Here is a 24,688-nt window from a genome sequence, read left to right as displayed (position 1 = left end):
GTCCCGCCGCCGTCCCGTGGCCGTCCACCGGTCGGACGACGCGACCGCGGCGGGGGCCGGGCGCTACCGTCCGGTCGGCCGTCCGCCGTCGCCGAGGTGGCACCACGTGCGCAGGACGACCTCCCGCCCCTTCGCGGTCCGGACCACCGGGTCGTCGTCCGTGAGTACGAACCCGGTGGCCCCGGCCACCCCCTCGCTCGCCGTGTTGCCGTCCTCGATGCGCAGTACCGCACGGCGTGCGCGGGTGTTCCGCAGGGCGTGGTCCACCATGAGCCGCACCGCCCCGGCGGCCAGTCCCCGCCGGCGGTGGGCGGCCCCGATCCCGTAGGCGAGTTCGACGTCGCGTCCGTCGACGGCGCTGTGGAACAGCAGGATCTCACCGAGCGCCGTGCGGCCGTCGGTGGTGATGGCCAGCTGCACCGCGTGCCCGTCCGCCCGCTTCGTACGGGCCGCCGCGAGATAGTCCCGCGCGTCCCCGGTGCCGAACGGCGACGCGACCGGCGTCCACCGGTCGATCTCGGGGTCGTCGTACAGCGCGACCAGATCCGGCACATCCTCGTCGGTCCACTCGCGCAGCTGTATCCCGAACCCGGCCAGCCGCAGGGGGGCGGGGAGAGCGAGACTCGTCCGGTCGTCCATGGGCCGATCCTCCCCCTTGGACGCCGGGCGGCCAAGAGGCCGTCGGAGCAGGCCGCCCGGTCCACGTGGCTGTCCTGCCCGGCTCCCGAGCCGTGCTGCCACGGAGGATGAAGCTCTCCGGAAGGCCGACCCCCTGGCCCTGGAGGGCATGCACCTGGGCATCATGACGTGCATGGGACTCGTGTGCTTCGGGCTGTTGATGATCGGCGCGGACTGCGCATGTCTGCGCGACGACGACTACCGGTCGATCGAGCGCCGTTTCGGGTCCGTCAAAGACCGCGTCGCACCGTGGAGTTGGCCGCTGCCCCCGGAGCGCGGCATGACACCCGTGGCGATGGCGGCGGGGAGGGACGGTGCGGTCGATGCGTGAGGAGGCGGGGAATCCGACAGGCCCCGGCCGAATGGGGCGGCCGGCGGCGGACATCCTGTACAGGTTCCTCACCGTCGAGGGCGTCCACCGGGAGTCTCTCGCGCCGCGCGTGGTCGCCGCCGTGGGGCGTGAGCGGCTCGACGAGATCATGGACGGTACCCGCGAACGGGTCGGCGAGATCACCGGCGTACGGGACAGCCCCGACGGGCTGGTGATCGAGGGCACCAAGGGGCGGGCGCTCGCCTTCGCCACCACCGGCGACGGTCAGGTGCTCGACGGGCTCCTGATCGCCCCGGGTGCGTACCGCGCACCGCGCGTGCGCATCCCCCACGGAGCGCGCGCCGCCCTGGTGTGGGCCGTGTGGGCGCTGCTCCTGGCCGCGCGTATCGACGCGTGCTGGCAGGCCCCCTCCCGCATCGCCTGGTGTGGCCGTCTGCTCATCGTGGCGGCCGGGTACCTCCTCCTGGAGGGCTGGCGCACTCCGGCCCGGCTGCCGTGGTGGATACGCCGGCCCGTGGAGGCCGGCGCGCTGGTGGGCCTCGCCTCCGCCTGCCGGCTGCCGGGGCTGCCCCTGGCGGGTGGCGGTGAGGGTGAACTGGCCGTGGGCGTCGTCCTGACCGCCGTCTTCGGAGGGTTCCTGCTCCGGGCGCGGCGTCATCGCTGGGGGACGGCCGTGTCGCGTCCCCTCACCTTCCCTCTGCAGGGCGGGAATTGGTACGTGGCACAAGGCGGCGGGCCCGGCCTGAACCATCACGCGCCCTTCCCCGAGCAGCGCGGCGCCCTGGACGTGATCCAGGTCGGCCCCGGCGGTGCGCGGGCACGCGACGGAGGCACGCGCGCGGGGAACGAGAGCTATCTCGTGTACGGGCAGATCCTGCACGCACCGTGCGACGGCACGGTGATCTCCGCCGCGGGTCACGTCGACGACCAGGAACCCGGCATCATCCGGTACCAACCCCCGTACGGCAACCATGTGTTCATCGACACGGGTGCCGAGGTCGTCAAGCTCGCCCACCTGCGCCGCGGCACCGTGACGGTGGCGGCGGGCGACCCCGTGCGCGCCGGGCAGGTGCTCGGCGAGGTCGGCAACTCCGGCAACACCACGGAGCCCCACCTGCACATCCATGCCGAACGCGACGGCCTCGGACTCGACTTGGAGTTCACGGGGATCACGGGGCCACTGTGCCGGGGCCGGACCGTCCGCACGTAAGCCCCGGCCTCCCTCATCAGGCCGGTCGGCCGGCGCGTACGACGAGCCGCGGCGCGTGCCGCCCTGCCTTGCCCTGCGCGCCGTCCGGCGCCCCAGAACCGAAGGTGCCTCTCTTGGCAGCGGTTCCCCGTGGGTGACCTCGGTGGGCGGCACCACTGCCGACGCCCACCTCTTCCACGACATCACCGACCGGGCCGCGACGGCGGGAACACAACCTCTCACCGTGGTGCGCGACGAAGGCCCCGACACCTCCACCGGTGAACAGCGCTGCTTGCCCGGACCGGCCTCACCGCCACCGTCCTGGCGCAGGTCTGCCCGCTACTCGTAGCGGTACTTCAGCGAGTCCGCTTCCGCCTGCTCGATGTCGGCGATCGTCAGCTCCGGCATCCGCAGCTGGGCCAGCGTCACCTCGGCCGAGGTCGGCTGGGCGTCCGCAGGCAGCCACTGATCCGGCTTCCAGGCCCCGCTGCGCAGGAGCGACTTGGGGCAGTGCGGGTAGACCTCCTCGATCCCCAGCACCAGCGCACTGGCCGGCGGCCTGCCCACGGCGGTCAGCTGCGACAGCAGCTCCGGGCGGGTGGAGACGCAGGCCCGGCCGTTCACCCTGAGCGTCGTGGTGCGCCCCGGGATGAGGAACAACAGCCCGGCCCGTCCGGTCGCCACGACGTTCCGCAGGGTGTCCAGACGCTTGTTGCCGGTCGCGTCCGGTATCGCCACCGTCCGAGCGTCCAGCACGGCCACGAACCCGGCGGGGCCGCCGCGCGGGGAGACGTCACAGTTGCCCTCGGCGTCCGCGCTGGCGATCAGGACCAGCGATGAGCAGCCGATCAACCGCTGGGTCTGCTCGGTGAGTTCGGTCATCTGCTTCTGCACGGCCGCGTCGCTGGGGAGTCCGTAGGCCCGGCGCAGCGCCTCCTGGTCGGCCACGGCGTCGAGGCGGAGCGAGTCGAAAGCACTGCCGGTAAGGGGTGACGTCATGCCTCCGACCCTATGGGGCCGAGCTGCGACCGATCTTGCTCGGTGCGTGCGGGGACACACGGAAGGCCGCGCGAGCCGTCCGGTGTGTGAAGATCAAACAGGTCCGTGCGACTATGTCCGGCCCCTGACCACAACGATCAGCGACCGTCAGGGCCGCACCCCTTGGCGTGTTCGCGTGACTCCCCCCGTCGCCCGACCACGGGGCCAGGCCGGGATCACTTCGTCCGGGTGGGAGTCCCCGCGGCCGCCAGGTAAGGGCTCGGATTCCGTGCGGACCGCAGCGCCGCGCGGATCGCGTCCGCCGGATCCCCCTCGTGGTAGACCCGCTCGGACGGCTCGATGCCGTCCAGGAACTCCTGGTACCGGACGGCGTACGTGAGCAGGGCGAGCGGTTCGGCGAGGACGAGGGCGCGCGCCGGGTCACTCGCGGGCACCCGGGCCTTCCAGGCGTCGGCCCAGGCGCGGGCGGCCGCCGCGCGGCCGGCCTCGGGGAGGAAGTGGTGGACGCGCAGGCCGTCCAGGACGGGATGGCCCCAGTGCGCGTCGGCGAAGTCCACGACGACCGGCGGCCCGCCGTCGCTGCGCCAGTTGCCCGGGTGGAAGTCGCCGTGCACCAGGGTGTCGGGCAGACCGCAGTCGGCGAGCGGCTCCCAGCGCCGCGTCAACTCCCTTGCCTCGAACAGTTCCTGCCGGGTCAGCTCTGCGGCGGCGGGTCCGTCGAGCAGTGCGTGGACCGCGCTGACCAGCCCCGGGATGCGCCGGTCCGGGACGCCGGACGGAGACGACCACTCGCTCCCGGCACCGGAGGGGGACAGGCCGTGGCCGGAACGGGGCCGGGCCGGGCCGTCCGCGTGGTGCGACGGCGACGAGTCGTCCCCGAGACACGCGGGACCCTGGTCCGCGAGCGCCGCCTGCGCGGCCACGAAGCGCTCCACCGCCGCGCCGACCGTCTCCGTGGAAGGCCCCCAGCAGTCCACACCCGGGATGTGCTCCATCAGGATGCGCCGCTCGCCGGAGCCGAGAAGCACCGGGACCAGGCCGGTGCCGACCCGCGCGAACGCGGTGATGACGGCCGCTTCGTCGGCGGCGAAGCGCGGTGTCGCCTTGAGCCAGACCGGGCCCCGCGCGGTGGGCAGCCGGAAGAGGCCGGCCAGGTTCCACGTACGACGCTGCTCCACCGGACCGGTCACGGGCCGTCCCGCGGAGGCCAGCGTCTCCTCGGCCCAGCCGAGCAGCTCGCGCAGACCCTCCGTGCGGGCCCAGGGCGACCGGAAGACCTCGTGGCCGTCCAACAGATCCGGACCGACGGCCCGTTGCTCCAGGGTACCGGGGGCCGGGCGCCCCAACGCCTCGACGTGATAGGTCGCATGACCGTCCCGGCCGCCTTCGCCCCCGTCGACGTCCACCAGACGCAGCACCAGCACGGGCACGCCGAGCAGCTTCTCCAGCCGGTCGACCACCGGTGCCGCCTCGGACCACCAGGGGATGTCCACGGGGAACGGCCCTACGCCCCCGAGCACCTCGTCACCCGCGCTGACCCACGCACTCACCGTTCTCGTCACGGCGACAGTGTGGGCGAGCCGGGCGGCCCCGGCGAGTGAATATCGGGCCGGGTCCGCGCATGCCGGAGGGGGAGCGGAGCCGATGGCCGCGGCCCGTCACCGCAGGTCCGACCTTCCCTCGTCGGACGTACATCGGGCACTCCGCTCCCCCTCCTTCCCCCGTCCCCCTCGGGCCCGGTGGTCCGTGCCGGCCTCCGGCGCGGCCCGCCGCGGGTTCTGTCCACGGCCGCACGCGTCCGGAGGCCGTGCGTCACCCGCCGCCGCGCGAGCGGGTCACGGCCGGTGACCGGCACGTCGCCGACCGGCCGGCCCACCCGCGCGCGTACGGGCTTCCGGGCCGGAGCGCCCCCCGCGCGCCCCGGACCGAAACCTTCCTGTGCCGGGTCCGAACCCCGGTCGCACAGGACGTCATCCGGGCGCCGATCCCCGCGAGGGAGCGCCTGGCGGATGTCAACTCGTGGACAACTGACCGATGTTCCGGCGAGCCGAAGGGTTCCCGCACGGCCCTCAGCCCTCCCCGCCGGACTCGGTGAAGACGAACGGTTCCAGGAGCCGCCGGTCCGCCGCCCGGTAGCCCGGACACACCACGAAGGCGACGGGGCGGCCCGCCTCGCAGGAGAGCCAGAGAGCGTGCTCCCGGGGGTCCGCCGCGATGCCGGGCTCCACCGAGAAGTCGAAACGGCTCGCATAGCCGCTCTCGTTCATGGCCCGGGACAGGTTCGAGGCCTCCGCGCCCACCCGCTCCAACAGCCTCTGGTGCTGCTGGTCGAGCCCCACCCGCCCGGCGTCGGTGGTGATGCGGGCCAGCTCGTCGAGGTCGGGGTCCCCGACCCCGTCGTGTTCCTCCGGGCCGAAGAGCGCCAGGCACAGCCGGCGGATCAACTCGGCCTGACGGCGCACGACATCACGGGGCCGCTCCGCCGTCAGCCGGGGCTGGATCAGATCTGGCATGCGCTGCGTGTACAGCGCCTTGAGCCGTCCGGCGAGGTCGTAGTGGACGAGGAAGTCCTCCCGGGTGAGGTCGGTGCGCTCCTCCACCTGGGCCACGCGCACCAGGTCCAGCACCTCACCCAACTCGTCGAGGAGACGGCGGGTGTCGGCGACGGTGCTCTCCAGCGCCAGAGTCCGCTCGCCCATGTGCTCATGACGCACGGTCAGCTCCGTGAGCCGGTCACCGAGCGGGCCGATTCCGGCGAGCGTGTCCCGCAGCCTGGTGTCGAAGCCCCGCATCCGGCGCTCCACCCGGTCGGCCCACTCGCCCCTCTCGGACCGTGTCCGCGAACGCGGCGCGGCCCACCGCGCGTCCGCGTCCGCCTCCAGTTTCCGGACCCGCGCCTCCAGCGCCTCCAGGCCGTCCAGCCTGACGGCCAGTTGCTTCCACTCGGACTGCGGGATCAGGAAGGCCGTCTCCTCCTCCACGAGGCGCGGGCCGCCGACGGAGGGGCGTTCGCCGGACCCGCCCCCGGCGTCCTGTGGGGGTTCGGCCTTGTGGCGGTTGAAGAACACGATTCCTCCCTCGGGGTGTCCGGCCATGGCTACATCCGGTCGAAGTCGACGGAGACCCGACTGGTCTCCTCGGTGGCCGGGTCGAACACCTCGACCCGGAGTTCACTGGCGCCGAAGTAGAACAGCAGCATCACGGCGCGCTCTCGCAGCGGCCTGCCGACCGTGCTGCTCAGGTCGACGGTCAGCCGGCCGATCTCCTCGCACCCGTCCTCGTCGACGTACCGGGGATCGGGCTCGGCCGTGCGGTACAGACGTACATCCAACTCGAGCTGCTTCTCGCGGACCGGCGCGATGCGGAAGGGATAGGCGTCCTTCACGCGCACGCCGTCCGTACGGCGAACGGCGATGCCGAAACGGCCGACGCACAGCACATCGCCCTCGTCGTCGCGGTACATGCGCATCGTGGAGTCCACACCCTCCTCGAATGGCTTGGCCGTCTCGAACCCGTAGGTGTACTTGGCCTGCCGGGAGACGAACACGTCCGGCCGGTAGGCGAAGTGGACGGCGCCCTCCAGGACCGCGAGGGCCGGATCGGGCGGGACCAGGACGCGATGGCGCCCGCCGAAGCGGGCGCGCATCCGTTCGCGCAGCCACTCGGACCGGGCGAACCCGCCCACCAGGACCAGGGTCTCGGGCTCGGGACCCGTCCCTCCGGTCCGCGCGATGGTGGCCAGCTGCTCCGCGACCTTGTCCAGGATGCCGTCCACCGTCTCGTCGAGCAGTCCCTCCACCTCGTCCGGCGGGAGGACGATCTGCCGGGGCAGGCCGCCCGCGTCCCGGATCAGCCGCGCCCGCACCGGCTCGTCGAGGAGGGTCCACACGACGGCCGGAACCTCGATGCGCACCGGATCCAGCACGTGCGCGACCGAGTAGGCGTCCCGCTCGACCTCGACCGTGCGCTTGGCGAGCTCCCACTGCCGGGACATCCCCAACAACTCACCCGGGTGGTCCCGTTCGATGCGCTTCAGGACCGCCGGCCCGAACCGCTCGCCGAGCGTCGTGTCCCGGAACGCCTGGTTGACGTACTCGGAGCCGAGATGTCCACCGGTGGCGAGGCCGATCTCGCGCAGCGCGATCGACGGTCCGGCCCCGCTGTCCGACTCATAGGCCGTGATGTCGACGGTTCCGCCGCCGCAGTCGATCACCACGAACCGGAACCCGTCGAGATGCAGGGGCAGCCGGGCAGGCTCGGAGGGAGCCGCGTCCGCGTCCGCCATCCGCAAGTAGCAGTACAGCGCGGCGGCCTCCGGCTCGATGGCCAGCAACAGGCGCTCCGGATCGTCGGGGAACCCCGCGTCGACCGCGGCCCGGCGCATCACCGCCTTGCCCTCGTCGTCCCAGATCGCGGGGACCGTGATGCACCAACGGACCTCCCGCTCCGTGTACTTCATCCCCCTGATCTCCGCCATCGCCAGCTCGCGGATCTCCTTGAGGTACGCGGTGGTCAGTTCCCGGACCCGGCCCCGGTCGCCGAGGTCGACGAAACCACCCACCGTCGGCATGCCCGACATCGTGCCGCCGCTCTTCCACGCCGTCTTGAAGGCGTAGGCGTAGCCGAGCCCGTCGGCCTCCCCCTTGGCGAGGGCCTCGGCCCACAGGCCGTGGGCCCGGTGGCCCCAGGCGACCGTCCCGCCCCCGGCGGACAGCAGGATCGCGGTCAGGTTCTTCGGGTAGTCCAGCTGGCGGCCGGGGAAGCGCGTGAAGAACTGCACCCTCCTGGTGCGCGGATCATCGTTCGGCGGAGTCCTCACCGCCCAGGCGAAGCCGGTGCCATGGGTGCCGAAGTCGACCGCCGCCACCACTTTGGGACCGTCCGCACCCATGCCCGAGGCTCCTGTCTGCCGGTGTCCGCGCGCTTGCTCCCTGTAAGCTCGCTCACACACAGACTGGTGGGTTTCCGCGCCAACGCGGAGCGGTCGGCTGTTGCCAACGATTTCTGGCAACAGGTGCCAGGGCGCGAGCCGTTGGAGGGATGACGATCGAAGAGAACGCGTTCGGCGCGGAACTGCGCCGGCGTCGGACGGCGGCCGGGAAGTCGTTGGGCGAACTGGCCGAAGAGGTGCACTGCAGCCGCAGTTTCCTGAGCCGGATCGAGACGGGCCAGCGGCGTGTGACCAGCGAACTCGCGCAGCTCTGCGACGAGCGGCTGGACGCCAGGGGCGCGCTGCTCGCCCTGGTTCCCGATCCCTCCTTCGAGCGCATCTCGAAGACGGTCGGCGCCGGTCCGCGGGAGCGGACCGGAAAGCTGGTGAAGTCGTCGCCGGGTCAGGACGGTTCGGACGGCGCCCGGCGGCGCGACGAGTTCGACCGGCTGCTCAGGCGCGGCGACCTCAGCCATGCCACCGGGGACATGCGGGAGGCGGAGCGTCTCTATCGGGCGGCGTACGCGCGCGCAGACGGCGATCCGTCGGCCCAGGCGGAGGCCGTGATCAGGATGGCCCGCCGTTGGTCGGATCCCGGACAGGTCGACCACGAACTACTGCAATGGATCAGGGAGAGTCTGGCCGCGCTGGGGCAGAACGGGGGAGTGGAGGCCGCCGGACTGCGTCTGCGGCTCAACGCGCACCTGGCGAAGAAGCTGGCCATGGCCGTCAGTGAGGACACCGCGGCGGGCCGGGCGGGGCCTGAGCAGGGAGCGCGGCTGGCGCGTGGCACGCTGCGTCGGCTGGCCGTGGACGGCAAGGACGACGAGGTGCGCTGCGAGGTGCTCACCGAATGCCGTTGGGGCCTGTACGACTTCGTCCCCACCGCCGAGTCCCTGTTGCTCTCCGAACGGCTGCGTGACGCGGCGGCGGGGCACGACTCCGCGTACTTCCGCGGTGAGGCACTGATGGCGCTCGCCATCGACCAGCTGCGTGTCGGCAAGGTCTACAGCGCGCTGGCCACGGCGAACCAGTACCGCAAGCACGCCGCCGACACCCGCAGTGTCCTCGCCGTCTGGCAGCAGCGGACCCTGGACGCCCTGCTCGACCTCTGGCACGGCCGGTTCGAGCAGGCGGCGGCCTGGATCTTCGGCGAGTCGGTGACGTTCGTCGAGCGATTATCCGCCGATCTGGCCGTCCCCGCCGACAACCTTGAGCAGACCCGCCTCGGACAGGCCTACTGGCTGCTGCGGGAACAGGGCCGGATGGCGGACCTGTTCGCCTCGGGTCTGGCCGACACCGTCGAGCGGCACGGCTACTTCCCGGTCTGGCGGGCCGGTCTGGCGCTCGCGCTGTGCGAGACGGGCCAGTACGCCGAAGGGGCGGACCGGCTCGTGGGATTCGCGCACGACACCGCCGACTTCACCCGGTTCCCGCCCTCCGGGTGGGCGGTGCCCACGCTGGTCCTGCTCGCCGAGGTGAGCGCCGCACTCGACGCGCGGGGCGGATTCGAGACCGAACTGCGCGAGGTCGTGCCGGGACTGCGCGACCGTCTGGCCGCCCACGACGGGGAGGAGATCGCCCTCGCGGGCTGGCCCACCGTGCTGGTCGGCCCGACCGCTCGGGCCCGTGGGCTGCTCGCGCTGGCCGCGGGGGAGCCGGACACCGCGCTCGCCGAATTCCACGTGGCAGCCGAGCCGGTGCGCTCCTCCCAGCCCCAACTGGCCCGTCTGCGACTGGCCCGCGCCCGCGCGTTGCGCAGGACGGGCCGCCCCGGCACCGCCGCCCACGCCTCCCGGCTCCTGCGGGAGGCGCTGCGCGTGGCACGGGCCTACGGGATGGCGGCCCTCGCGGCGGAGTGCGCGGCCCTGCTGGACTCGACGGCAGACGCGTGAGGGCCGCCGCCGCGGTTCCCGCCGGCCGGGAGCCACGGACGCGGAGCCGTCGGGTGGCTGGAGCGCCGCCCAGGTGTCTTAGGTAGGTGGCGCCGGACCGACGGGCGCTGTCCGGGGCGGCGCGCCACCCCAGTCGGATTCAAGGGGACACGCCTTACCCCCTGACAGCGGGCTTCGAGGGCGCGGCCGGCACGGTCATCCGTCGACGAGGGAAGCGTGCACCTGGCACTCTGCAAATTTCAGCTTGTCGGTTGCGGGGTGCTGTCGGCAGCTGCGACAGTGGTCCTGTCGTCCTTGGAACGGTCAAGGGAGAGGCCACACAGCCCAGTTGGGGGAGACGGGGCTGTGGCACGACGCCTTGCGCGACGAGATGGACGCATCTCGTGGCGGCACCGGGCCTCCGGAGCGGCACTGGCACCGCCTGTGGTGCAGGCAGACGAAAGGCGAACGGCGATGACCCCGCCCTCCCTCCCCCAGCCTTTGGACCGACTGCCGGGGGACGAATACCCCCACCGGGCCGGAGTGTTCGCCCTGCGCGCGGCCCCCGCGTCAGTAGGTGTGGCCCGAAGACATGTGGGTGACCTTCTGAGTGAGTGGGACATCGATCCTGAGACGCATGACAACGCTGTCCTCATCACCTCCGAACTCGTCACCAACGCTCTGACGCACACGGCGAGCGAGTGGATCGTGTGCAGACTCCATATCGCCCGGGGTCCGCTCCACATCGAGGTCGAGGACCAGCACCGTGGCTGGACCCTCCCGGCGCCGCGTCAGCCGGGACCAGAGGACCAGCGCGGTCGCGGACTCCAGCTGGTCAGCGCCCTGAGCAGCGACTGGGGCGTCAGGGACACCGCCGACGGGTCCGGCCGCATCGTCTGGGCCGTCCTGCCGTCGCGGAGCGGCAGTCCTGCCTCGATCAGCCGTCCGCCGACCACTAATAACGCCCGGCCCATCCCCCACTCGGCCGAAGGATCTCCGTCTGATGGAACGACAGCACACTCCCGACCTGTGTGAACACACCTCGGCCCGCGACCCCCGCGACCACGTCACCGCCGTCGATCCGCACGAGTTCGGCGCCACCCTCGATCCCCGCGAGTTCGGCGCCCTCGGCCCACGCGAGTGCGGCACCGCCCTCGGCCCCCGTGCGCATACCCCGTCCGCAGACCCGCGGGGGCACGCCTTCGTCCCCGAACCGCGCACGCAACCGCCCGCGGCGCCGTCGCCCGAGCACCCGTCACGCCTGGTGATACCCGCCGAACTGTCCCCGAGCCTGGGGTGCGACGCCGTGGGCACCTCCCGGGAACACGGTGAACGGATCATGGACTGCCTGCCCCGTGTCGGCTGCGTCTTCGCCGACGACGAGCGGTGGTGGTGGATCGTCCCGTCCGGATCCCACCTGGGTGTCACCTGGCCGTCCTCCACGCGCTACGTGATCGGCGCCCGGCTGGCCGACCCGTCCTGGACGCGGGTCCTGCGGCGCGCGCGCTCCGGCCGACCGCGTCTGATCCACCGTCCCGAGGGCGAGTCGCCCTACACACCCCCGATTCCGCTGTACTTCCTCACCTGCCGTCTCGCGGGAAGTGCCCCGAGATGGTCACTCGGCACGGGACTCTGACGCCGAGCCGGGCGATGGTCGCGGGCGGTTCACGGCGGCGCGCGGTGAGGCCGGCCCGCACGGGCGGGACCGGCCTCAGGCTGCCGTCCGCTTCCTTTCCCGCGAACGCGTCGGTGTCCGGGAGCGACGGCCGGGCCTACGTCCGGGAAGTGCTCTTCGTCGCGGTGAACGCGCACACCGCCCCCAGCACCACGGCCAGCGCGCCGATGATGATGTTGTTGAGCACCACGCCGGTGTCCGGGCTGGTGCCGACCACCCACGGCGAGATGATCATCCACACGCCCATCGCGCAGATGGCCCAGCTCAGGCCGTACATCCTCTCAGGCGTGACGGTGAATCCGAGTGCCAGCACGGCGATCGCGATACCCATGACGAGGTTGTGGGTCATGAGGGCGGGCTGACTCGTCGTGTAGTGGAGGATCCAAGGGGACACGGCGCAGTACAGACCGAGCAGGAACACGGGTCCGTCGACGAGCGCCACATCGCGGCCGCCCATCACTCGGGCGTACCGGTCCCGCATTTCGGAGGCGTCCGGGTGGGTCGTGATGTCGTTTCTGGGGTGCGAGACGTTGGCCATGAGTCGACTCCTTCGATCTCGGCAGGCCTGACCGCTTCTGGTGTGGTGTGCGGTAAGAGCCGTTTGTACCTATTGTGCGCTTATTTCTTCTTTATGTGTAGAGTCGGCTCTCCTTCACCCGAGCCGGCGAGAAGGGCGGGAGAGGGACGACGGATTCGGGGCGGGGCCCGCGCGTCGCGGTGGACCTGTGGCCCGGTTCGGGTTCGACGCGGTCGGTAAGTACGGCGGGGCGGGACGTCCTCCGGCGGGTCCCCGAGGTGGACAGGCCGCTGCGGCTCGGCAACCACGCCGGGCTGAGGGAACCGGCGCGCCCGCGCGGCGACATGGTGGACGTCTCCGGCGCGCACGACCCCTCGGAACCGGCCCGCTGCACGGACGGAGGCGCGAGTGCGGGAACCGAGTGAGAGCGAACTGACAGCGCGCCTCCCCGAGCGGATCTGGTCCACTCCGTACGTGGGCCGGCGCTTTCCGGGTTCGCGGTCCGTCACCGAGAGGCCGGGCCTCGCCGACGGCGCCAACTGCCAGTACTTCGCCTACGAGGTGCTGCGCCACTTCGGCCCGCGCCTGCCCGCCTGGCGTTCGAGCGATCTGTGGGACGACACCGTACTCACCGAGCGGGTACGGGAGTCCCGGCCGCTGGACCTGGCCCTCTTCAGCCCCGGCGACCAGGCGTGGGGTGCCCATGTCGGGGTCGTCGTGGGGGAGGGCCGGGTCCTTCATCTCTGTGCCGAGGTGGGGCGGCCGGTGATCTGGACTCTGCGGGAGTTCACGACGCGCGAGCGCTACCGCGCGCTGCTCGGCTTCAAGCGGCCGCGGCCCGGGGGCGGATGACGGACCGGACCCGTCCCGCCGCCCGGCGAAGTCTGCGTGCCGAGCCGGGGAGCGTCCCGTGGGGGCGCCCCCGGCCATGGCCCACGGTAGCCGCGCGGAAACGCTCCGTACGACCGTCTCGCGCTGTCCCTCTCCTCGCCGACCAGGCATTTCGCCCTTGCGCGCACCGGCCTCTCACCCGATCGGAGGAAGAGCCCGTTCCGGCCAATCCATCACCGCCGCAGCTTCGGAATAGGGCCGAGAGCTCTGAAGCCGAAACAGGCGAGCCCGGTGGGAGGAGACATGGTGCGGCAAGCGTCAGGGGACGCCTCGGGTGCGGACGAGGAGACCGCAGACCGCAGACAGTACGGACAGTACGGACGGCGTGCGCAGCGGGATTCGGGGCGGCGGACGGCCGTCATCGGCGGGGGGCGTGGCGGGACTCACCGCCGCCCACGTGCTGGGCCGCGCACGCCAGGTGGTCCTGTACGAGGCGGACGACCGGCTCGGCGGCCACGCGCACACCCATGACCTCGCCTCCTCCGACGGCAGGGTGCACCGCGTCGACTCCGGCTTCATCGTGCACAACCGCCGTACCTACCCGAACCTCCTGAGACTGTTCGACGAACTCGGCGTCGCCACCCAGGAGTCGGAGATGAGCATGTCGGTGCGCTGCGAGGGCTGCGGCCTCGAATACGCGGGCGCGCGCGGACCGGCAGGCCTGTTCGCACGACCGCGAAGCGCCCTTCGCGGCTCCTACCTCCGGATGCTCACCGAAGTGCCGGCCTTCCACCGCGCGGCCCGGCGACTGCTCTCGGCGGGCGGCGAAGAGAGCCTGACACTGGGCGAGTTCCTGACCCGGGAGCGCTTCTCGCCGTACTTCGTACAGCACTTCGCGACCCCACTGGTATCGGCGGTCTGGTCCTGCGACCCCGCCACGGCCGGCCGCTATCCGGCCGCCTATCTGTTCCGCTTCCTGGAGCACCACGGCATGCTCTCGGTGAGCGACTCCCCGGTCTGGCGCACGGTGAGCGGGGGCTCCCGCTCCTACGTCGACCGCGTGGCCGAACAGCTCGACGCCGTGCACACCTCCGCCCCCGTCCGGGCCGTGCGACGGCACCCCGACGCCGTGGACGTCACCACGGCGGACGGCGCCATCGCGTCGTACGACTCCGTGGTGATCGCGGTCCATCCCGACCAGGCCCTGAAGCTGCTGGCCGACCCCACCGAGCGCGAGCGAGAGGTGCTCGGCGCCTTCCGCTACTCCCGCAACGCCACCCTCCTGCACACCGACACCGCGCTGTTGCCGCGCGCCCGGTCGGCGAGGGCCTCCTGGAACTACCTGATGCCCTCGTGCGACGCCGACGCGGACCGGGTCCGCGTCAGCTACGACATGAACCGGCTCCAGCGCCTCGACGCACCCGAGAACTACGTGGTCACCCTCGGCGGCGAGGACCGCGTCGACCCGGACCGTGTCCTGGCCCGCATGGTGTACGAACACCCCGTCTACACACCGGAGTCCGTGGCCGCGCAGGCCCGGCTCCCGGGACTGAACAGCGCGGTGACCGCCTACGCGGGCGCCTACCACGGCTGGGGATTCCACGAGGACGGCTGCCGCTCCGGCGTGGCGGCCGCCGCGGCCCTGGGGGTGACGTGGTGAGCGGCACCCCCGCGCTCTACCCCTGCACGGTCTCGCACGTACGGACCGCGCCGACCCGGTACGCGCTGCGCCACCGCACGTACATGTGGCTGACGGACCCCGACCATCCGCCCCGACTGCCCCTTCCGCTGCGCCCGTTGGCCGGCTTCGACCCCCGTGACCACTTCGACGGGGACCAGCCGACCATCCGCGCCGGGCTCGACCGCTTCCTCGCCGGGCACGGCATCGATCTGCGTGGCGGCCCGGTCACGATGCTCGCCCACGCGCGGGTCCTCGGTCACGTCTTCAACCCGCTCACCCTCTACTGGTGCCACGACCCCGGCGGCGCACCGCGCTGCGTGGTCGCCGAGGTGCACAACACGTACGGCGAACGGCACTGCTATCTGCTGCTCCCGGACGACGCCGGGACGACGGGGGACCAGCGGGACGACCACCACGCCGTCGCGGCCCACGAGCCTTCGGAGCCCTCCTCGTCGTCGGAGCCCTCCTCGTCGTCGGAGCCGACGAGCCGCCCGGCTGAGCCGCCCGGGAGGGAGACCCACCGGGCCGAGAAGCGGCTCTACCGCACGGAGAAGCAGTTCTACGTCTCGCCCTTCTTCCCCGTCGACGGCGAGTACCGCATGCGCCTTCCCCTCCCCGACGACCGCCTCGACCTCATGGTGCGCCTGGAGCGCGAGGGCACCCGGCCCTTCACCGCGACCGTGCGCGGGACCCGCCGTGAGGCGACCGTCGGGACGCTGCTGCGTGCCGCGCTGCGCCACCCGTGGTCCACCGCCGCCGTCTCGGCCGCCATCCGCGTCCATGGCATCCGCCTCTACCTGCGGGGACTGCCCGTCCAGCCCCGCCCACGCCACCGAAGCCAGGAGAGTGACACATGAGGACAGCCGAGCCCCGCTCCGCCACCGCGCAGCGCCGGGACGTGGATCCCGCCCGCTGGCCGGACGTGGTGACGCCGCCGGAGGCCTCGCGCACCCGGACCGCCGTCACCCGCGCCGTGCTGAGCAGAGCGCTGGGACGCCTGCCCCTTCAGACGCGGTTCGCCGACGGAACCCGTCTGGGCACCGGCGGCCCGGTGATCGAGATCCACGATCCGGAGGCCTTCCACCGCCGTATCGGCACCGAGGGACTGGTCGGCTTCGGCGAGTCCTACATGGCGGGCGAATGGGACGCGCCGGACCTGGTCGCCGCGCTCACCGTGCTCGCCGACCACGCGGCGCGGCTGATCCCGGAACCGCTCCAGCGGCTGCGCGGCCTGTGGGCGCCGCGCCGCCCGGACGCGCAGCGCAACACACCCACCGGCGCCCGCGACAACATCAGCCGCCACTACGACCTCTCCAACGACCTGTTCGCGCTCTTCCTCGACGAGACCCTCAGCTACTCGGCGGCCCTCTTCCGCGGATTCCCCGCCTCGTGGCCCCTGCTGGCCGCCGCCCAACACCGCAAGATCGACCGGCTGCTGGACCTCGCCGAGGTCGGACCTGGCACCCGGCTGCTCGAAATCGGCACCGGATGGGGCGAGTTGGCGATACGTGCCGCCGCCCGCGGCGCCCAGGTCACCTCGCTGACCCTCTCGCACGAGCAGCGGGATCTGGCTCGTCGGCGGGTGCGCGAGGCAGGTCTGGCAGACCGGGTCTCCCTCCAGCTCCGCGACTACCGCGAGGCCGAGGGCACGTACGACGCCGTGGTGAGCGTCGAGATGGTGGAGGCGGTCGGGGCGGAGTTCTGGCCGGTCTACTTCGCGACTCTCGACGCGCGGCTCGCCCCCGGTGGTCGCGCGGCACTGCAGGCGATCACGATGCCGCACGACCGGATGGTGGCGAGCCGCGACACCTTCACCTGGATCCAGAAGTACGTCTTCCCCGGCGGCCTGCTGCCCTCGGTGGAGGCCGTGGAGCAGGTGACCCGCGAGCACACCCGGCTGCGGATCACCCGCAGGGACCCGTTCGGCGCGCATTACGCGGAGACCCTGCGGCTGTGGCGCGAACGCTTCACCGAGCGTGCCGACGAGGTCGGCGGGCTCGGTTTCGACGCGACCTTCCGCCGGATGTGGACCTTCTATCTGGCCTACTCCGAAGCGGGATTCCGCGCCGGCTACCTCGACGTCCAGCAGTACCTGTTCACGAAGGAGGGCTCCACCCCGTGACCACCGTGACCACCGCCCGTCCCGACCGTCCCGGTGCCGCCCACCGGCTCGCCGCGCTGGCCGAGGACGCCCTCGGCGGTCCGCTGCCGCTGCGGCTGCGCGCGTGGGACGGCAGCGAGACCGGCCCCCAGGACGCCCCCGTGGTCGTCGTCCGCACCCGACGCGCCCTTCGGCGGCTGCTCTGGCAGCCCGGCGAACTCGGCCTGGCCCAGGCGTACATCACCGGGGAGATCGATGTCGAGGGCGACCTGGCGGCGGGCCTGCGCGCCATGTGGGGTGCCGTACGGGAGCGCACTCTGCACGCGCCCCGGCTCACGGCCGCCGACCGGGTCCGCGCCGCCGGCACCGCCTTGCGCCTGGGGGCCGTGGGCCCGCGGCCCCCGACGCCCGCCTCGCAGGCGCGACTGCGCGGCGGCCTGCACAGCAGGTCCAGGGACCGGGCGGCCATCAGCCACCACTACGACCTTTCGAACGCGTTCTACCGCCTGCTCCTCGACGAGACCATGGCCTACTCGTGCGGCTACTGGACCGGCGAGGAACCGGACTTCGGCCCCGCCGACGCCCAGCGTGCCAAGCTGGAGCTGATCTGCCGCAAGCTCGCCCTCGTCCCGGGTGCCCGCCTGCTGGACATCGGCTGCGGCTGGGGCTCCCTCACGCTGTACGCGGCGGAGCGGTACAAGGCCCAGGTCACCGCGGTCACGCTGGCCCGGGAACAGGCCGCGTACGTACGGGAGCAGGTGCGCGAGCGAGGTCTCGAACACCAGGTCGACGTGGTCTGTCAGGACTACCGGGACATCGCGGGCGGCGCGTACGAGGCCGTCACCGCGATCGAGATGGGCGAACACGTGGGGGTCGCCGAGTACCCGGCGTTCGCCGCCGCCCTGCACCGCTTCGTCCGCCCGCGGGGGCGCGTCCTCGTACAGCAGATGTCGCGGGGTTCGGCGGCCCCGGGCGGCGGCGCGTTCATCGAGGCGTACATCGCCCCGGACATGCACATGAGGCCGCTCGGCGACACCGTCGGCATGCTGGAGACCGCGGGCCTGGAGGTGCGGTCCGTGGAGTCGCTGCGGGAGCACTACGTACGTACGGTCGCGGCCTGGCACCGCACCCTGGAGGAACGCTGGGACGACTTCGTACGACTCGTGGGGACGGAGACGGCCAGGGTGTGGCGGCTCTACCTGGTCGGCGGGGCCCTCGCCTTCCAGGAGCGGCGCATGGGAGTCGACCAGATCCTGAGCGTGCGGCCCGCTCCCGGAGGAAGCAGCGGCATGCCCGCCGTGCCGGGGGACTGGTACACGCAGGCGGAGGAGCGATGAGCGGCTTCCCCTGGGGAGCGTTCGCCCAGAACCTCGGTCTCGCGGCGGCCGCGGCGTTCGCCGTCATGCTCGTCACCTTCGCGGTCGCCGTACGCAAGGGCGTGCACCGGATCGTCGACGTCGCCTGGGGCATCGGGTTCACCGCGGTGGCGGTGGTGTCCTTCCTGGCCTCCGCGGGCGAGGGCGACGAGGGGCGACGGATCCTGGTGACCGTCCTGACCTCGGTGTGGGGGCTGCGGCTGGCCCTGCACATCGCATGGCGGGGCCGTGGTCACGGCGAGGACCCGAGATACGAGGCGATGCTCGCCAAGGCGCCCGGCAACCGCCACGTCCACGCCCTGCGCATGGTGTACCTCCTGCAGGGAGCCCTGGTCTGGCTGGTGTCGCTGCCCGTCCAGGCGGCGCAGTACGTCTCCACCGGCCTGACCGGACTCACCCTGGCCGGCGCCGTGCTGTGGGCGGTCGGGCTGTTCTTCGAGGCGGTGGGCGACGCCCAGCTGGCCCGGTTCAAGGCCGATCCCGCCCACCGCGGCCGGGTGATGGACCGGGGCCTGTGGAGCTGGACCCGGCACCCCAACTACTTCGGCGACTTCTGCGTGTGGTGGGGCCTGTTCCTGCTCGCCTGCGACTCGGGCGCGGCGGCCGCGGTGTCGGTGCTCTCGCCGCTGGTGATGAGCTACCTGCTGATCAACGGCAGCGGGAAGGCGCTGCTCGAGAGGCACCTGGCGGGGCGCGCGGGGTTCGCCGAGTACACCGCGAGGACCAGCGGCTTCTTTCCGTTGCCGCCGAAGTCGCGCGGCTGACGGGGCCGCGTCCGGGCGTCGCCCGCCGGGGGAGGACCGGTGGGCGACGCCGGGAGGACCGGCTCGTCCCGGGAGAGGGACGGGCCGGTCCGACCCCCGGGGACCGGCCGGTCCCGTCAGGTGGGGAAGTGCAGCAGCGCCAGCGGGGCCGAGGTCGGCCGGGCCGAGCCGCCGGCCGGTTCCACGGTGATACCCACGCCCGAGGCCTTGGCCAGGTTCCCGTCCAGCAGGACCGCCTCGCTGGTCCGGTGCGGGTCCATCAGACCGGCGGAGCGCATGGTGCCCGCGTCGTCGAACCACAGCTGGTAGACCTTGCCGCTCGGCGGCTTCGGCATCCTCGATGAGATGAAGACGGCCTTGTCACGGCCGGCGGAGACGACCACCGTGCCCCCGGCCCCGCCCGCCAGTCGCGCGGTACGGCTCTTCGCGTCCGGGGCGGCCAGCACCGCGGTCAGGTCGGCGGTCCGGCGCTCGGCGTCCCGTGCCTGGTGCTGGGCCTCCCGCGCACGGTCGTGCTGCCACACCGCCGTGCCGCCGAACGCCGCGGCGGCGGCCACACAGGCGGCCAGGGCCCAGCGTGACAGGCCGCGGGCATGGCGCAGGCGCCGGAGAGCCGGCTCGGGGGGCGCGGCGGGTGCGGCGACCGTGACCGGTGTGGAGGGCTTGGCGGGCGCCGTCCGGGGTGCTTCCTGCCGGACCGTGGAGATGTGCCGCATGACCCGGGTCTTGAGCTCGGGGGCCGCGACGGCGGTTTCGGCGAGGCCGAGGCGCGCCGCCGTGGCGGTCAGCTCGCGGACCTCCTGGGCGCAGGCCTCGCAGTCGGCCGCGTGCCGCTCGAACCGGCCGCGCTCGTCCGCGTCGAGGGCGTGCAGCGCGTACGCACCCGTCAGGGTGTGCAGGTCGGACGTGGTCATGCGGTGACCCCCAGGCAGTCACGGAGGCGGATGAGACCGTCGCGCAGCCGCGTCTTGACCGTGCCCAGCGGAAGTGTCAGCAGCTCCGCCACCTCCCGGTAGGTCAGGCCGCGGTAGTACGCGAGGGTCACGGACTGGCGCTGGAGTTCCGTCAGCGTCCGCAGACAGCGCCGCACCTGTTCCCGCTCCAGCCGCGCCTCGACCTGCTCGGTCACCTCGTCGAACTCGGGCGTCCGGTCGAGGAGGGCCGCCTTGTGCTCACGTGCCGCCGAGGCCTCGGCCGAGCGCACCCGGTCGACGGCCCGCTGATGGGCGAGGGTGAGCACCCAGTTCATCACCGACCCTCGCTCCGGCCGGTAGCGGGCGGCGGTCCGCCACACCTCGACCAGTACCTCCTGGGCCACCTCCTCGGACTGGGCCAGGTCGCGCAGCACCCTGCGCACGATGCCGAGCACCGGCCCCGCCACGACGTCGTACACCGCGGCGAAAGCCTCGTGGTCGCCGCGGGCGACGTCGGCCATCAGGTCCGGCAGACCGGGTTGCGCCGCCGGGTTTCTCCCGATCTCCACGGCTTCCTTCACGGGGTGGTCCTCCAAGCAGGGCGAAAGGTACGGGACTGATCCGGAGCAGGTCCGGCCGCGGATTGGCCCAGGGCGGGAGAATTCCGGGTACGGGGGCCGGGCGCCGGCGCGGGACGCGGGAGAGCCGGTCCCGGTGCCGGGCGGTCGCCGCCGGTCCTCACCCGTCGACCCGCGCGGGCAGACAGCGTCGCAGTTGGCGCAGACCCCGCCGGCAGTGGCTCTTGACCGTCCCCAGCGGCCAGCCGGTGCGCTGCGCGATCTGCGTCTGGGTCAGGTCCTCGTAGAACGCGAGATGCAGCACCTGACGCTGGGGCGAGGGCAGTCCGGCGAGCTCGTGCCGGACGAGGACGCGGTCGAGCACGGCGGCCTCGGGGCGGCCGCGCGATTCGTCGGCGGGACCCAGCAGGGCTGCGGCGGCCGCGACCAGCTCGGTGCGGCGGGTGCGCGCGGACAGCGCGTCGGCGATCTTGCGGCGGCCGATGCCCACGAGCCAGCCGGCCAGGGCGCCGCGCTCGGGGCGATAGCCGTGAGCGCCCTGCCAGGCGGCCAGGAACACCTGCTGGGTGACGTCCTCGGCCTCCCGGGCGTCGCCCAGTGAACGCAGGGCCAGCGTGTGCACCAGTTTTCCCCAGCGGTGGTACGCGGCGGTCAGACAGCGCTCGTCACCGTCCGCGAGCCCCCGGGCGATCTCCGCGTCGGTGAACGTCGCGGTCAGGGGCGTCCACTGCGCGGGACGCCCCGCGGTGATCGGATCTGCGGCCATGACCACGGTTCCTCCGTTCGGACGGGGCTCACGGGGCGCCTTCCGTGCGACGCGCTGTGGGCTCCATCGTGTGAACCACAGGACATCCGGGACAACTTGCATCGTTTCTGCGTCGTATAGTCGCCACATGGGCGAGGACCGACCGACAGAGGTGTCAGAACCGGCCGCGGAGCCCGCCGAGGCGGGCGTCACCACGGGCGCGCTGGCCCGCCGGCTCGGGGTTTCGCCCACCACGCTGCGCTCCTGGGACCGGCGGTACGGGGTGGGCCCCGCGGTCCGCTCCGACGGGCGGCACCGCCGCTGGACGCCGCAGGACGTGGCGATGCTCGAGGAGATGTGCCGGCTGACCTCCGCGGGGGTGCCGCCCGCCGAGGCGGCCAGGACCGCGCGGAAGGGCGTCGAGCGGATCCCCTACGGCCCCGATCCGGCCGAGGGGGCCGGCGGTCTCGGCCCGCAGCGGTCACAGGCGGCCGGCGCACTGCCGCTCGGTGACGTCCGGCAGGAGTGCAGGGGCCTCGCGCGCGCCGCGGTGCGCCTCGACGCGCCCGCGATGGACGATCAGCTGGCCTCGCTCGTGGAACGGCACGGCCTGGTCGTCGCCTGGGACGAGGTGATGGTGCCCACCTTGCACGCCGTGGGACGCAAGTGGGAGTCCTCGGGGGACCGTTACGTGGAGGTGGAGCACCTGCTGTCCTGGCACATCTCCCGGATCCTCCACCGGGCGACCGAGCCGGCCCGGCCCGACGCCCCCGCCACCGGTCCGGGGCCCGTGGTGCTGGCGTGCGTCCCCGGCGAGCAGCACAGCCTGCCGTTGCAGGCGCTGCACGCCGGACTCGCCGAACTCGGGCTGCCCACGAGGATGTTCGGTGCGGCCGTGCCCACCGAGGCGCTGACCGCGGCGGTACGGCGGCTGGGCCCGACGGCCGTCGTGCTGTGGGCCCAGACCCGTTCGACGGCCGACGTCCCACTCGCCCGGCACGTCGCCGGCACGCACTGGGGTGTCAAGGGCGCCCGCAACCATCCGGCCGTCGTGCTGGGCGGTCCCGGCTGGGCCGGTCGCCCGCTGCGCGGGATGCTCCGGCCGCCGGGACTGCGGGACGCCCTCGGGTCCCTGAGGGGCCTCTACGACAGCGTCGCCCCGGTCCCGGGAGGCTGAGGTCCCGGGCCGGGGTGACGTTCCCGGCTCACCGCACCGTCGGTGAGGGTGACGCGGAGCTTCCCGCGGGCGGGGTGAGGACGACGGTCGGCTCGCCCGGCGCGGGAGCGGGCGGCGTGACGTTCTGGGAGGGCAGCTTCGGCGGGGTGGTCTCCTGGAACAACACCTGATCGAAGTTGACCAGCCCGGTCTTCTCCATCACCGTGATGTGGTCCAGCACGGTGTCGTTGGCCTGGTCGGCGAGCTGGCGCACCAGGGAGTTCTCGGTGGTGGACCTGATCTTCGCGACGGTGAGGAAGATCGTCCCGTGGGTCAGCCGCAGGATGTTGGCGAAGTCCGTGTCGAACTGCTTGCCGCTGTCACCGGTCAGGGTCGTGACGAAGCCCTGCTGCTGCGGAGACGGCTTGTTGGGGATGGTGATGCCGAGCGTGGCGGCGACCTTGCGGTCGGTGTCGTCCAGCGCGGCGTGGCCCCTGATCAAGTGGTCACCGGCGGTTCTGACCGCCGGGATGGTGCCCTTCTGGAGCGCCAGCTGTCCGACCGGGTACTCCCAGAGTCCCGCCGCCCGCACCTTGACGACGAAGTCTCGGTCGGCCTCGGTCAGCGGGCCCGTCGGAGTGTTGGCGATCACGCGGTTCGGGGCGCTGGATGTGGTCTGCACGCCGATCACGGCAGGGTACGCGAGCGCGGCGAGCGTCATGGTCAACGCACCTGCCACGAAGAGCGTTCCTGCGTTCCGTGCAATGCGCATCGAGCCTCCTGGCGGAGCGGCAGCGCGGAGCGGGAGCCCCGTCGTGCCGCATGGTGAATCCGGTGCGAGTGGATCCGGTTGACGACTGATTCTGACGCCCACCAGTACGCACGCGTTCGACGAAAAAATCTCTACGAATAGTAAATTCCCTGGTGACTTCCTTCAGCCACGGCCCCGGGCGTTCTTGAAGCGGGCCAGACCGTCCGGAAGTTCGACCACGGGGTCCGGGTAATCGTAGTCCGCGCGGTCCAGGCCCCGCAGCTTCCACGGCTCGTGCACGGCGGCGCCCTCGATCCCCTCCAGTTCGGGTACCCACCGCCGGACGTACACCCCGTCCGGGTCGTAACGCTTCGCCTGGATCACCGGGTTGAGGACCCGGTTGGGCCGGGTGTCCGTGCCCGTCCCGGCCATCCACTGCCAGTTGAGCTGGTTGTTGGCGACATCGCCGTCCACCAGCAGGTCCAGGAAGTGCCGGGCCCCGACCCGCCAGTCCACGTACAGCGTCTTGGTGAGGAAGCTCGCCGTCAGGAGGCGCCCCCGGTTGTGCATCCAGCCCTCGTGGCGTAGTTGGCGCATCGCCGCGTCGATCACCGGATAGCCGGTGAGCCCCTCCTTCCACGCGGCGATGTCCTCCCGGGCGTCGGTCTCCGAGCGCCAGCGGTCGTGGCGGGTGCGGTAGTCGGCCACGGCCGCGTCCGGCCGCGCGGCGAGCACCTGGTGGTGGAAGTCCCGCCAGGCCAGCTGCCGTACGAAGGCCTCGGCGCCCGCCCCGCCCGCGCCACGGGCCCGGTGCACCAGCTCGACCGGCGAGAGCGAGCCGAAGTGCAGGTACGGGGAGAACCGGGAGGTGGCGTCGCCGGGCAGGTCGTCGTGCCGGTCCTCGTACGACGCGATCCCGCTCCGCAGCCAGGAGGCGAGTCTCCTGCGGGCCTCCGTCTCGCCGCCCCGCGCCAGTCCTGCGGAGACCCCGGACAGGCCCGCACGGGAGGGGACCGTCTCCGAGCCGACCCCGTCCGGCACCCGGATCGTGCGCGGGGCGGTGACCGCGCCGCGCAGCGACTGCCGCGACCAGTGCCGGAAGTACGGGGTGAAGACCGCGAAGTGGTCCGACGAGACCGGGGTGACGGCACCGGGCGCGAGTGCGGTGATCACGGTGTCGTGGACGTGCAGCCGGCACCCCTCGGCCTCCAGGGCCGTGCGCAGCCCGTCCTCGCGGCGGCGCGCGTAGGCGCTGACGCCCGCCGCCATGTGCACCTCGTCGGCGTCCGCCTCGGAGACCACCTTGCACACCTGGGCGATCACGTCGCCGGAACGCACCACCAGCCGGCCGCCCCGCTCGCGCAGTCCGGCGTCGAGGTCCGCCAGACAGTCCGCGAGGAACGCCATGCGGTTGGGAGCCGTGAACCCGGCCGCGGCGACGGCGTCGTCGCGCACGAAGAGGGGGACCAGCGCGGCCGAACCGTCGTGGGCCGCCCGCAGCGCCGGATGGTCGTGCAGACGCAGGTCCGAGGTGAACAGGACAACCGAGACGTTCATGGTGTGGCTCCGGGGTCGGCTGGGCTGACGGGTGTGGGTAC

At 72.7% G+C, this 24,688-nt stretch carries 23 protein-coding genes and 1 pseudogene; 13 read left to right on the top strand and 11 right to left on the bottom strand.

What is annotated here, in order from left to right; genetic code table 11:
* Positions 1-63: 63 nt before the first annotated feature.
* The gene (locus tag HEP85_RS04095) at positions 64-639 is read right to left on the bottom strand and encodes a GNAT family N-acetyltransferase (RefSeq protein WP_168533311.1); all 576 of its coding nucleotides are present in this window, start codon (positions 637-639) and stop codon (positions 64-66) included.
* Positions 640-811: 172 nt separating this feature from the next.
* Between HEP85_RS04095 and HEP85_RS04090 the strand changes: the two genes are divergently transcribed.
* The 3 genes from HEP85_RS04090 to HEP85_RS04080 all read left to right on the top strand — a co-directional run bounded on the left by HEP85_RS04090 (position 812) and on the right by HEP85_RS04080 (position 2,547).
* The gene (locus tag HEP85_RS04090; RefSeq protein ID WP_168526274.1) at positions 812-1,009 is read left to right on the top strand and encodes a hypothetical protein; all 198 of its coding nucleotides are present in this window, start codon (positions 812-814) and stop codon (positions 1,007-1,009) included.
* Complete coding sequence (locus HEP85_RS04085) at positions 1,002-2,219, top strand: M23 family metallopeptidase (RefSeq protein WP_369657581.1); 1,218 nt, start codon at positions 1,002-1,004, stop codon at positions 2,217-2,219. The genes HEP85_RS04090 and HEP85_RS04085 overlap by 8 nt, the downstream gene beginning before the upstream one ends.
* Positions 2,220-2,361: 142 nt before the next feature.
* The gene (locus tag HEP85_RS04080) at positions 2,362-2,547 is read left to right on the top strand and encodes a hypothetical protein (RefSeq protein WP_168526272.1); all 186 of its coding nucleotides are present in this window, start codon (positions 2,362-2,364) and stop codon (positions 2,545-2,547) included.
* Here the strand turns inward: HEP85_RS04080 and HEP85_RS04075 are convergent.
* The 4 genes from HEP85_RS04075 to HEP85_RS04060 all read right to left on the bottom strand — a co-directional run bounded on the left by HEP85_RS04075 (position 2,538) and on the right by HEP85_RS04060 (position 8,088).
* Positions 2,538-3,197, bottom strand: coding sequence for an MSMEG_1061 family FMN-dependent PPOX-type flavoprotein (locus HEP85_RS04075; protein WP_168526270.1), 660 nt, complete (start codon positions 3,195-3,197; stop codon positions 2,538-2,540). The genes HEP85_RS04080 and HEP85_RS04075 overlap by 10 nt on opposite strands.
* A 215-nt stretch (positions 3,198-3,412) precedes the next feature.
* The gene (locus tag HEP85_RS04070) at positions 3,413-4,759 is read right to left on the bottom strand and encodes an aminoglycoside phosphotransferase family protein (protein ID WP_168526268.1); all 1,347 of its coding nucleotides are present in this window, start codon (positions 4,757-4,759) and stop codon (positions 3,413-3,415) included.
* A gap of 507 nt (positions 4,760-5,266) precedes the next feature.
* Positions 5,267-6,265 carry a hypothetical protein gene (locus HEP85_RS04065; protein WP_168526266.1) on the bottom strand — a complete coding sequence of 333 codons (999 nt, stop codon included), beginning with the start codon at positions 6,263-6,265 and terminating at the stop codon, positions 5,267-5,269.
* A 29-nt stretch (positions 6,266-6,294) separates the two neighbouring features.
* Positions 6,295-8,088 (bottom strand): Hsp70 family protein, encoded by a 1,794-nt coding sequence (locus HEP85_RS04060; protein WP_168526264.1) that lies wholly within the window; start codon positions 8,086-8,088, stop codon positions 6,295-6,297.
* Between the two features lie 149 nt (positions 8,089-8,237).
* On the opposite strand from HEP85_RS04060, the gene HEP85_RS04055 reads away from it, so the two are divergent.
* From HEP85_RS04055 to HEP85_RS04045, 3 genes are all read left to right on the top strand, one after another.
* Positions 8,238-10,022 carry a helix-turn-helix domain-containing protein gene (locus HEP85_RS04055; RefSeq protein ID WP_369657580.1) on the top strand — a complete coding sequence of 595 codons (1,785 nt, stop codon included), beginning with the start codon at positions 8,238-8,240 and terminating at the stop codon, positions 10,020-10,022.
* A 453-nt stretch (positions 10,023-10,475) separates the two neighbouring features.
* Entirely contained in the window at positions 10,476-11,036 is a 561-nt protein-coding gene (locus HEP85_RS04050; protein WP_211117827.1) for an ATP-binding protein, read from the top strand.
* Complete coding sequence (locus HEP85_RS04045) at positions 11,005-11,637, top strand: hypothetical protein (protein WP_348772369.1); 633 nt, start codon at positions 11,005-11,007, stop codon at positions 11,635-11,637. Before HEP85_RS04050 ends, HEP85_RS04045 begins: the two co-directional genes overlap by 32 nt.
* Before the next feature lie 136 nt (positions 11,638-11,773).
* On the opposite strand, the gene HEP85_RS04040 is transcribed toward HEP85_RS04045, so the two are convergent.
* Positions 11,774-12,214, bottom strand: a complete 441-nt coding sequence (locus tag HEP85_RS04040; RefSeq protein WP_168526257.1) for an SPW repeat protein — start codon at positions 12,212-12,214, stop codon at positions 11,774-11,776.
* Positions 12,215-12,601: 387 nt separating this feature from the next.
* Between HEP85_RS04040 and HEP85_RS04035 the strand changes: the two genes are divergently transcribed.
* The 6 genes and pseudogenes from HEP85_RS04035 to HEP85_RS04010 all read left to right on the top strand — a co-directional run bounded on the left by HEP85_RS04035 (position 12,602) and on the right by HEP85_RS04010 (position 18,946).
* Positions 12,602-13,045, top strand: coding sequence for a hydrolase (locus HEP85_RS04035; RefSeq protein WP_248001826.1), 444 nt, complete (start codon positions 12,602-12,604; stop codon positions 13,043-13,045).
* 399 nt (positions 13,046-13,444) lie between these two features.
* Positions 13,445-14,684, top strand: a pseudogene (locus HEP85_RS04030) (NAD(P)/FAD-dependent oxidoreductase).
* Complete coding sequence (locus tag HEP85_RS04025; protein WP_168526253.1) at positions 14,681-15,562, top strand: DUF1365 domain-containing protein; 882 nt, start codon at positions 14,681-14,683, stop codon at positions 15,560-15,562. Before HEP85_RS04030 ends, HEP85_RS04025 begins: the two are co-directional and overlap by 4 nt.
* Positions 15,559-16,827, top strand: coding sequence for a cyclopropane-fatty-acyl-phospholipid synthase family protein (locus tag HEP85_RS04020; RefSeq protein WP_168526252.1), 1,269 nt, complete (start codon positions 15,559-15,561; stop codon positions 16,825-16,827). The genes HEP85_RS04025 and HEP85_RS04020 overlap by 4 nt, the downstream gene beginning before the upstream one ends.
* Positions 16,828-16,832: 5 nt before the next feature.
* The gene (locus HEP85_RS04015; RefSeq protein ID WP_168533303.1) at positions 16,833-18,143 is read left to right on the top strand and encodes a cyclopropane-fatty-acyl-phospholipid synthase family protein; all 1,311 of its coding nucleotides are present in this window, start codon (positions 16,833-16,835) and stop codon (positions 18,141-18,143) included.
* The gene (locus tag HEP85_RS04010) at positions 18,140-18,946 is read left to right on the top strand and encodes a DUF1295 domain-containing protein (protein ID WP_168526250.1); all 807 of its coding nucleotides are present in this window, start codon (positions 18,140-18,142) and stop codon (positions 18,944-18,946) included. The genes HEP85_RS04015 and HEP85_RS04010 overlap by 4 nt, the downstream gene beginning before the upstream one ends.
* 116 nt (positions 18,947-19,062) lie before the next feature.
* On the opposite strand, the gene HEP85_RS04005 is transcribed toward HEP85_RS04010, so the two are convergent.
* From HEP85_RS04005 to HEP85_RS03995, 3 genes are all read right to left on the bottom strand, one after another.
* Positions 19,063-19,860: an anti-sigma factor gene (locus HEP85_RS04005; RefSeq protein ID WP_369657579.1), complete on the bottom strand. Its 798-nt coding sequence runs from the start codon at positions 19,858-19,860 to the stop codon at positions 19,063-19,065.
* On the bottom strand, positions 19,857-20,441 hold the full coding sequence (locus HEP85_RS04000; protein WP_168526248.1) for a sigma-70 family RNA polymerase sigma factor: 585 nt from the start codon (positions 20,439-20,441) through the stop codon (positions 19,857-19,859). The genes HEP85_RS04005 and HEP85_RS04000 overlap by 4 nt, the downstream gene beginning before the upstream one ends.
* 157 nt (positions 20,442-20,598) lie before the next feature.
* A complete protein-coding gene (locus HEP85_RS03995) occupies positions 20,599-21,204 on the bottom strand; it encodes a sigma-70 family RNA polymerase sigma factor (protein WP_168526246.1) in 606 nt (201 codons plus the stop codon).
* A gap of 127 nt (positions 21,205-21,331) precedes the next feature.
* Here HEP85_RS03995 and HEP85_RS03990 point away from each other — a divergent pair, with 127 nt between their 5' ends.
* The gene (locus HEP85_RS03990) at positions 21,332-22,360 is read left to right on the top strand and encodes a MerR family transcriptional regulator (protein ID WP_329285150.1); all 1,029 of its coding nucleotides are present in this window, start codon (positions 21,332-21,334) and stop codon (positions 22,358-22,360) included.
* Positions 22,361-22,388: 28 nt separating this feature from the next.
* Here HEP85_RS03990 and HEP85_RS03985 read toward each other — a convergent pair whose 3' ends face one another.
* Positions 22,389-23,111, bottom strand: a complete 723-nt coding sequence (locus tag HEP85_RS03985) for a DUF4142 domain-containing protein (RefSeq protein WP_211117825.1) — start codon at positions 23,109-23,111, stop codon at positions 22,389-22,391.
* 162 nt (positions 23,112-23,273) lie between these two features.
* Complete coding sequence (locus tag HEP85_RS03980) at positions 23,274-24,647, bottom strand: deoxyribodipyrimidine photo-lyase (RefSeq protein ID WP_168526244.1); 1,374 nt, start codon at positions 24,645-24,647, stop codon at positions 23,274-23,276.
* Positions 24,648-24,688: the final 41 nt, after the last annotated feature.

Source organism: Streptomyces sp. RPA4-2, assembly GCF_012273515.2.
Lineage (GTDB): Bacteria > Actinomycetota > Actinomycetes > Streptomycetales > Streptomycetaceae > Streptomyces > Streptomyces kaempferi.
Note: the sequence above shows the minus strand (reverse complement) of the source record. Positions and strands in the feature narration are given on the sequence as shown.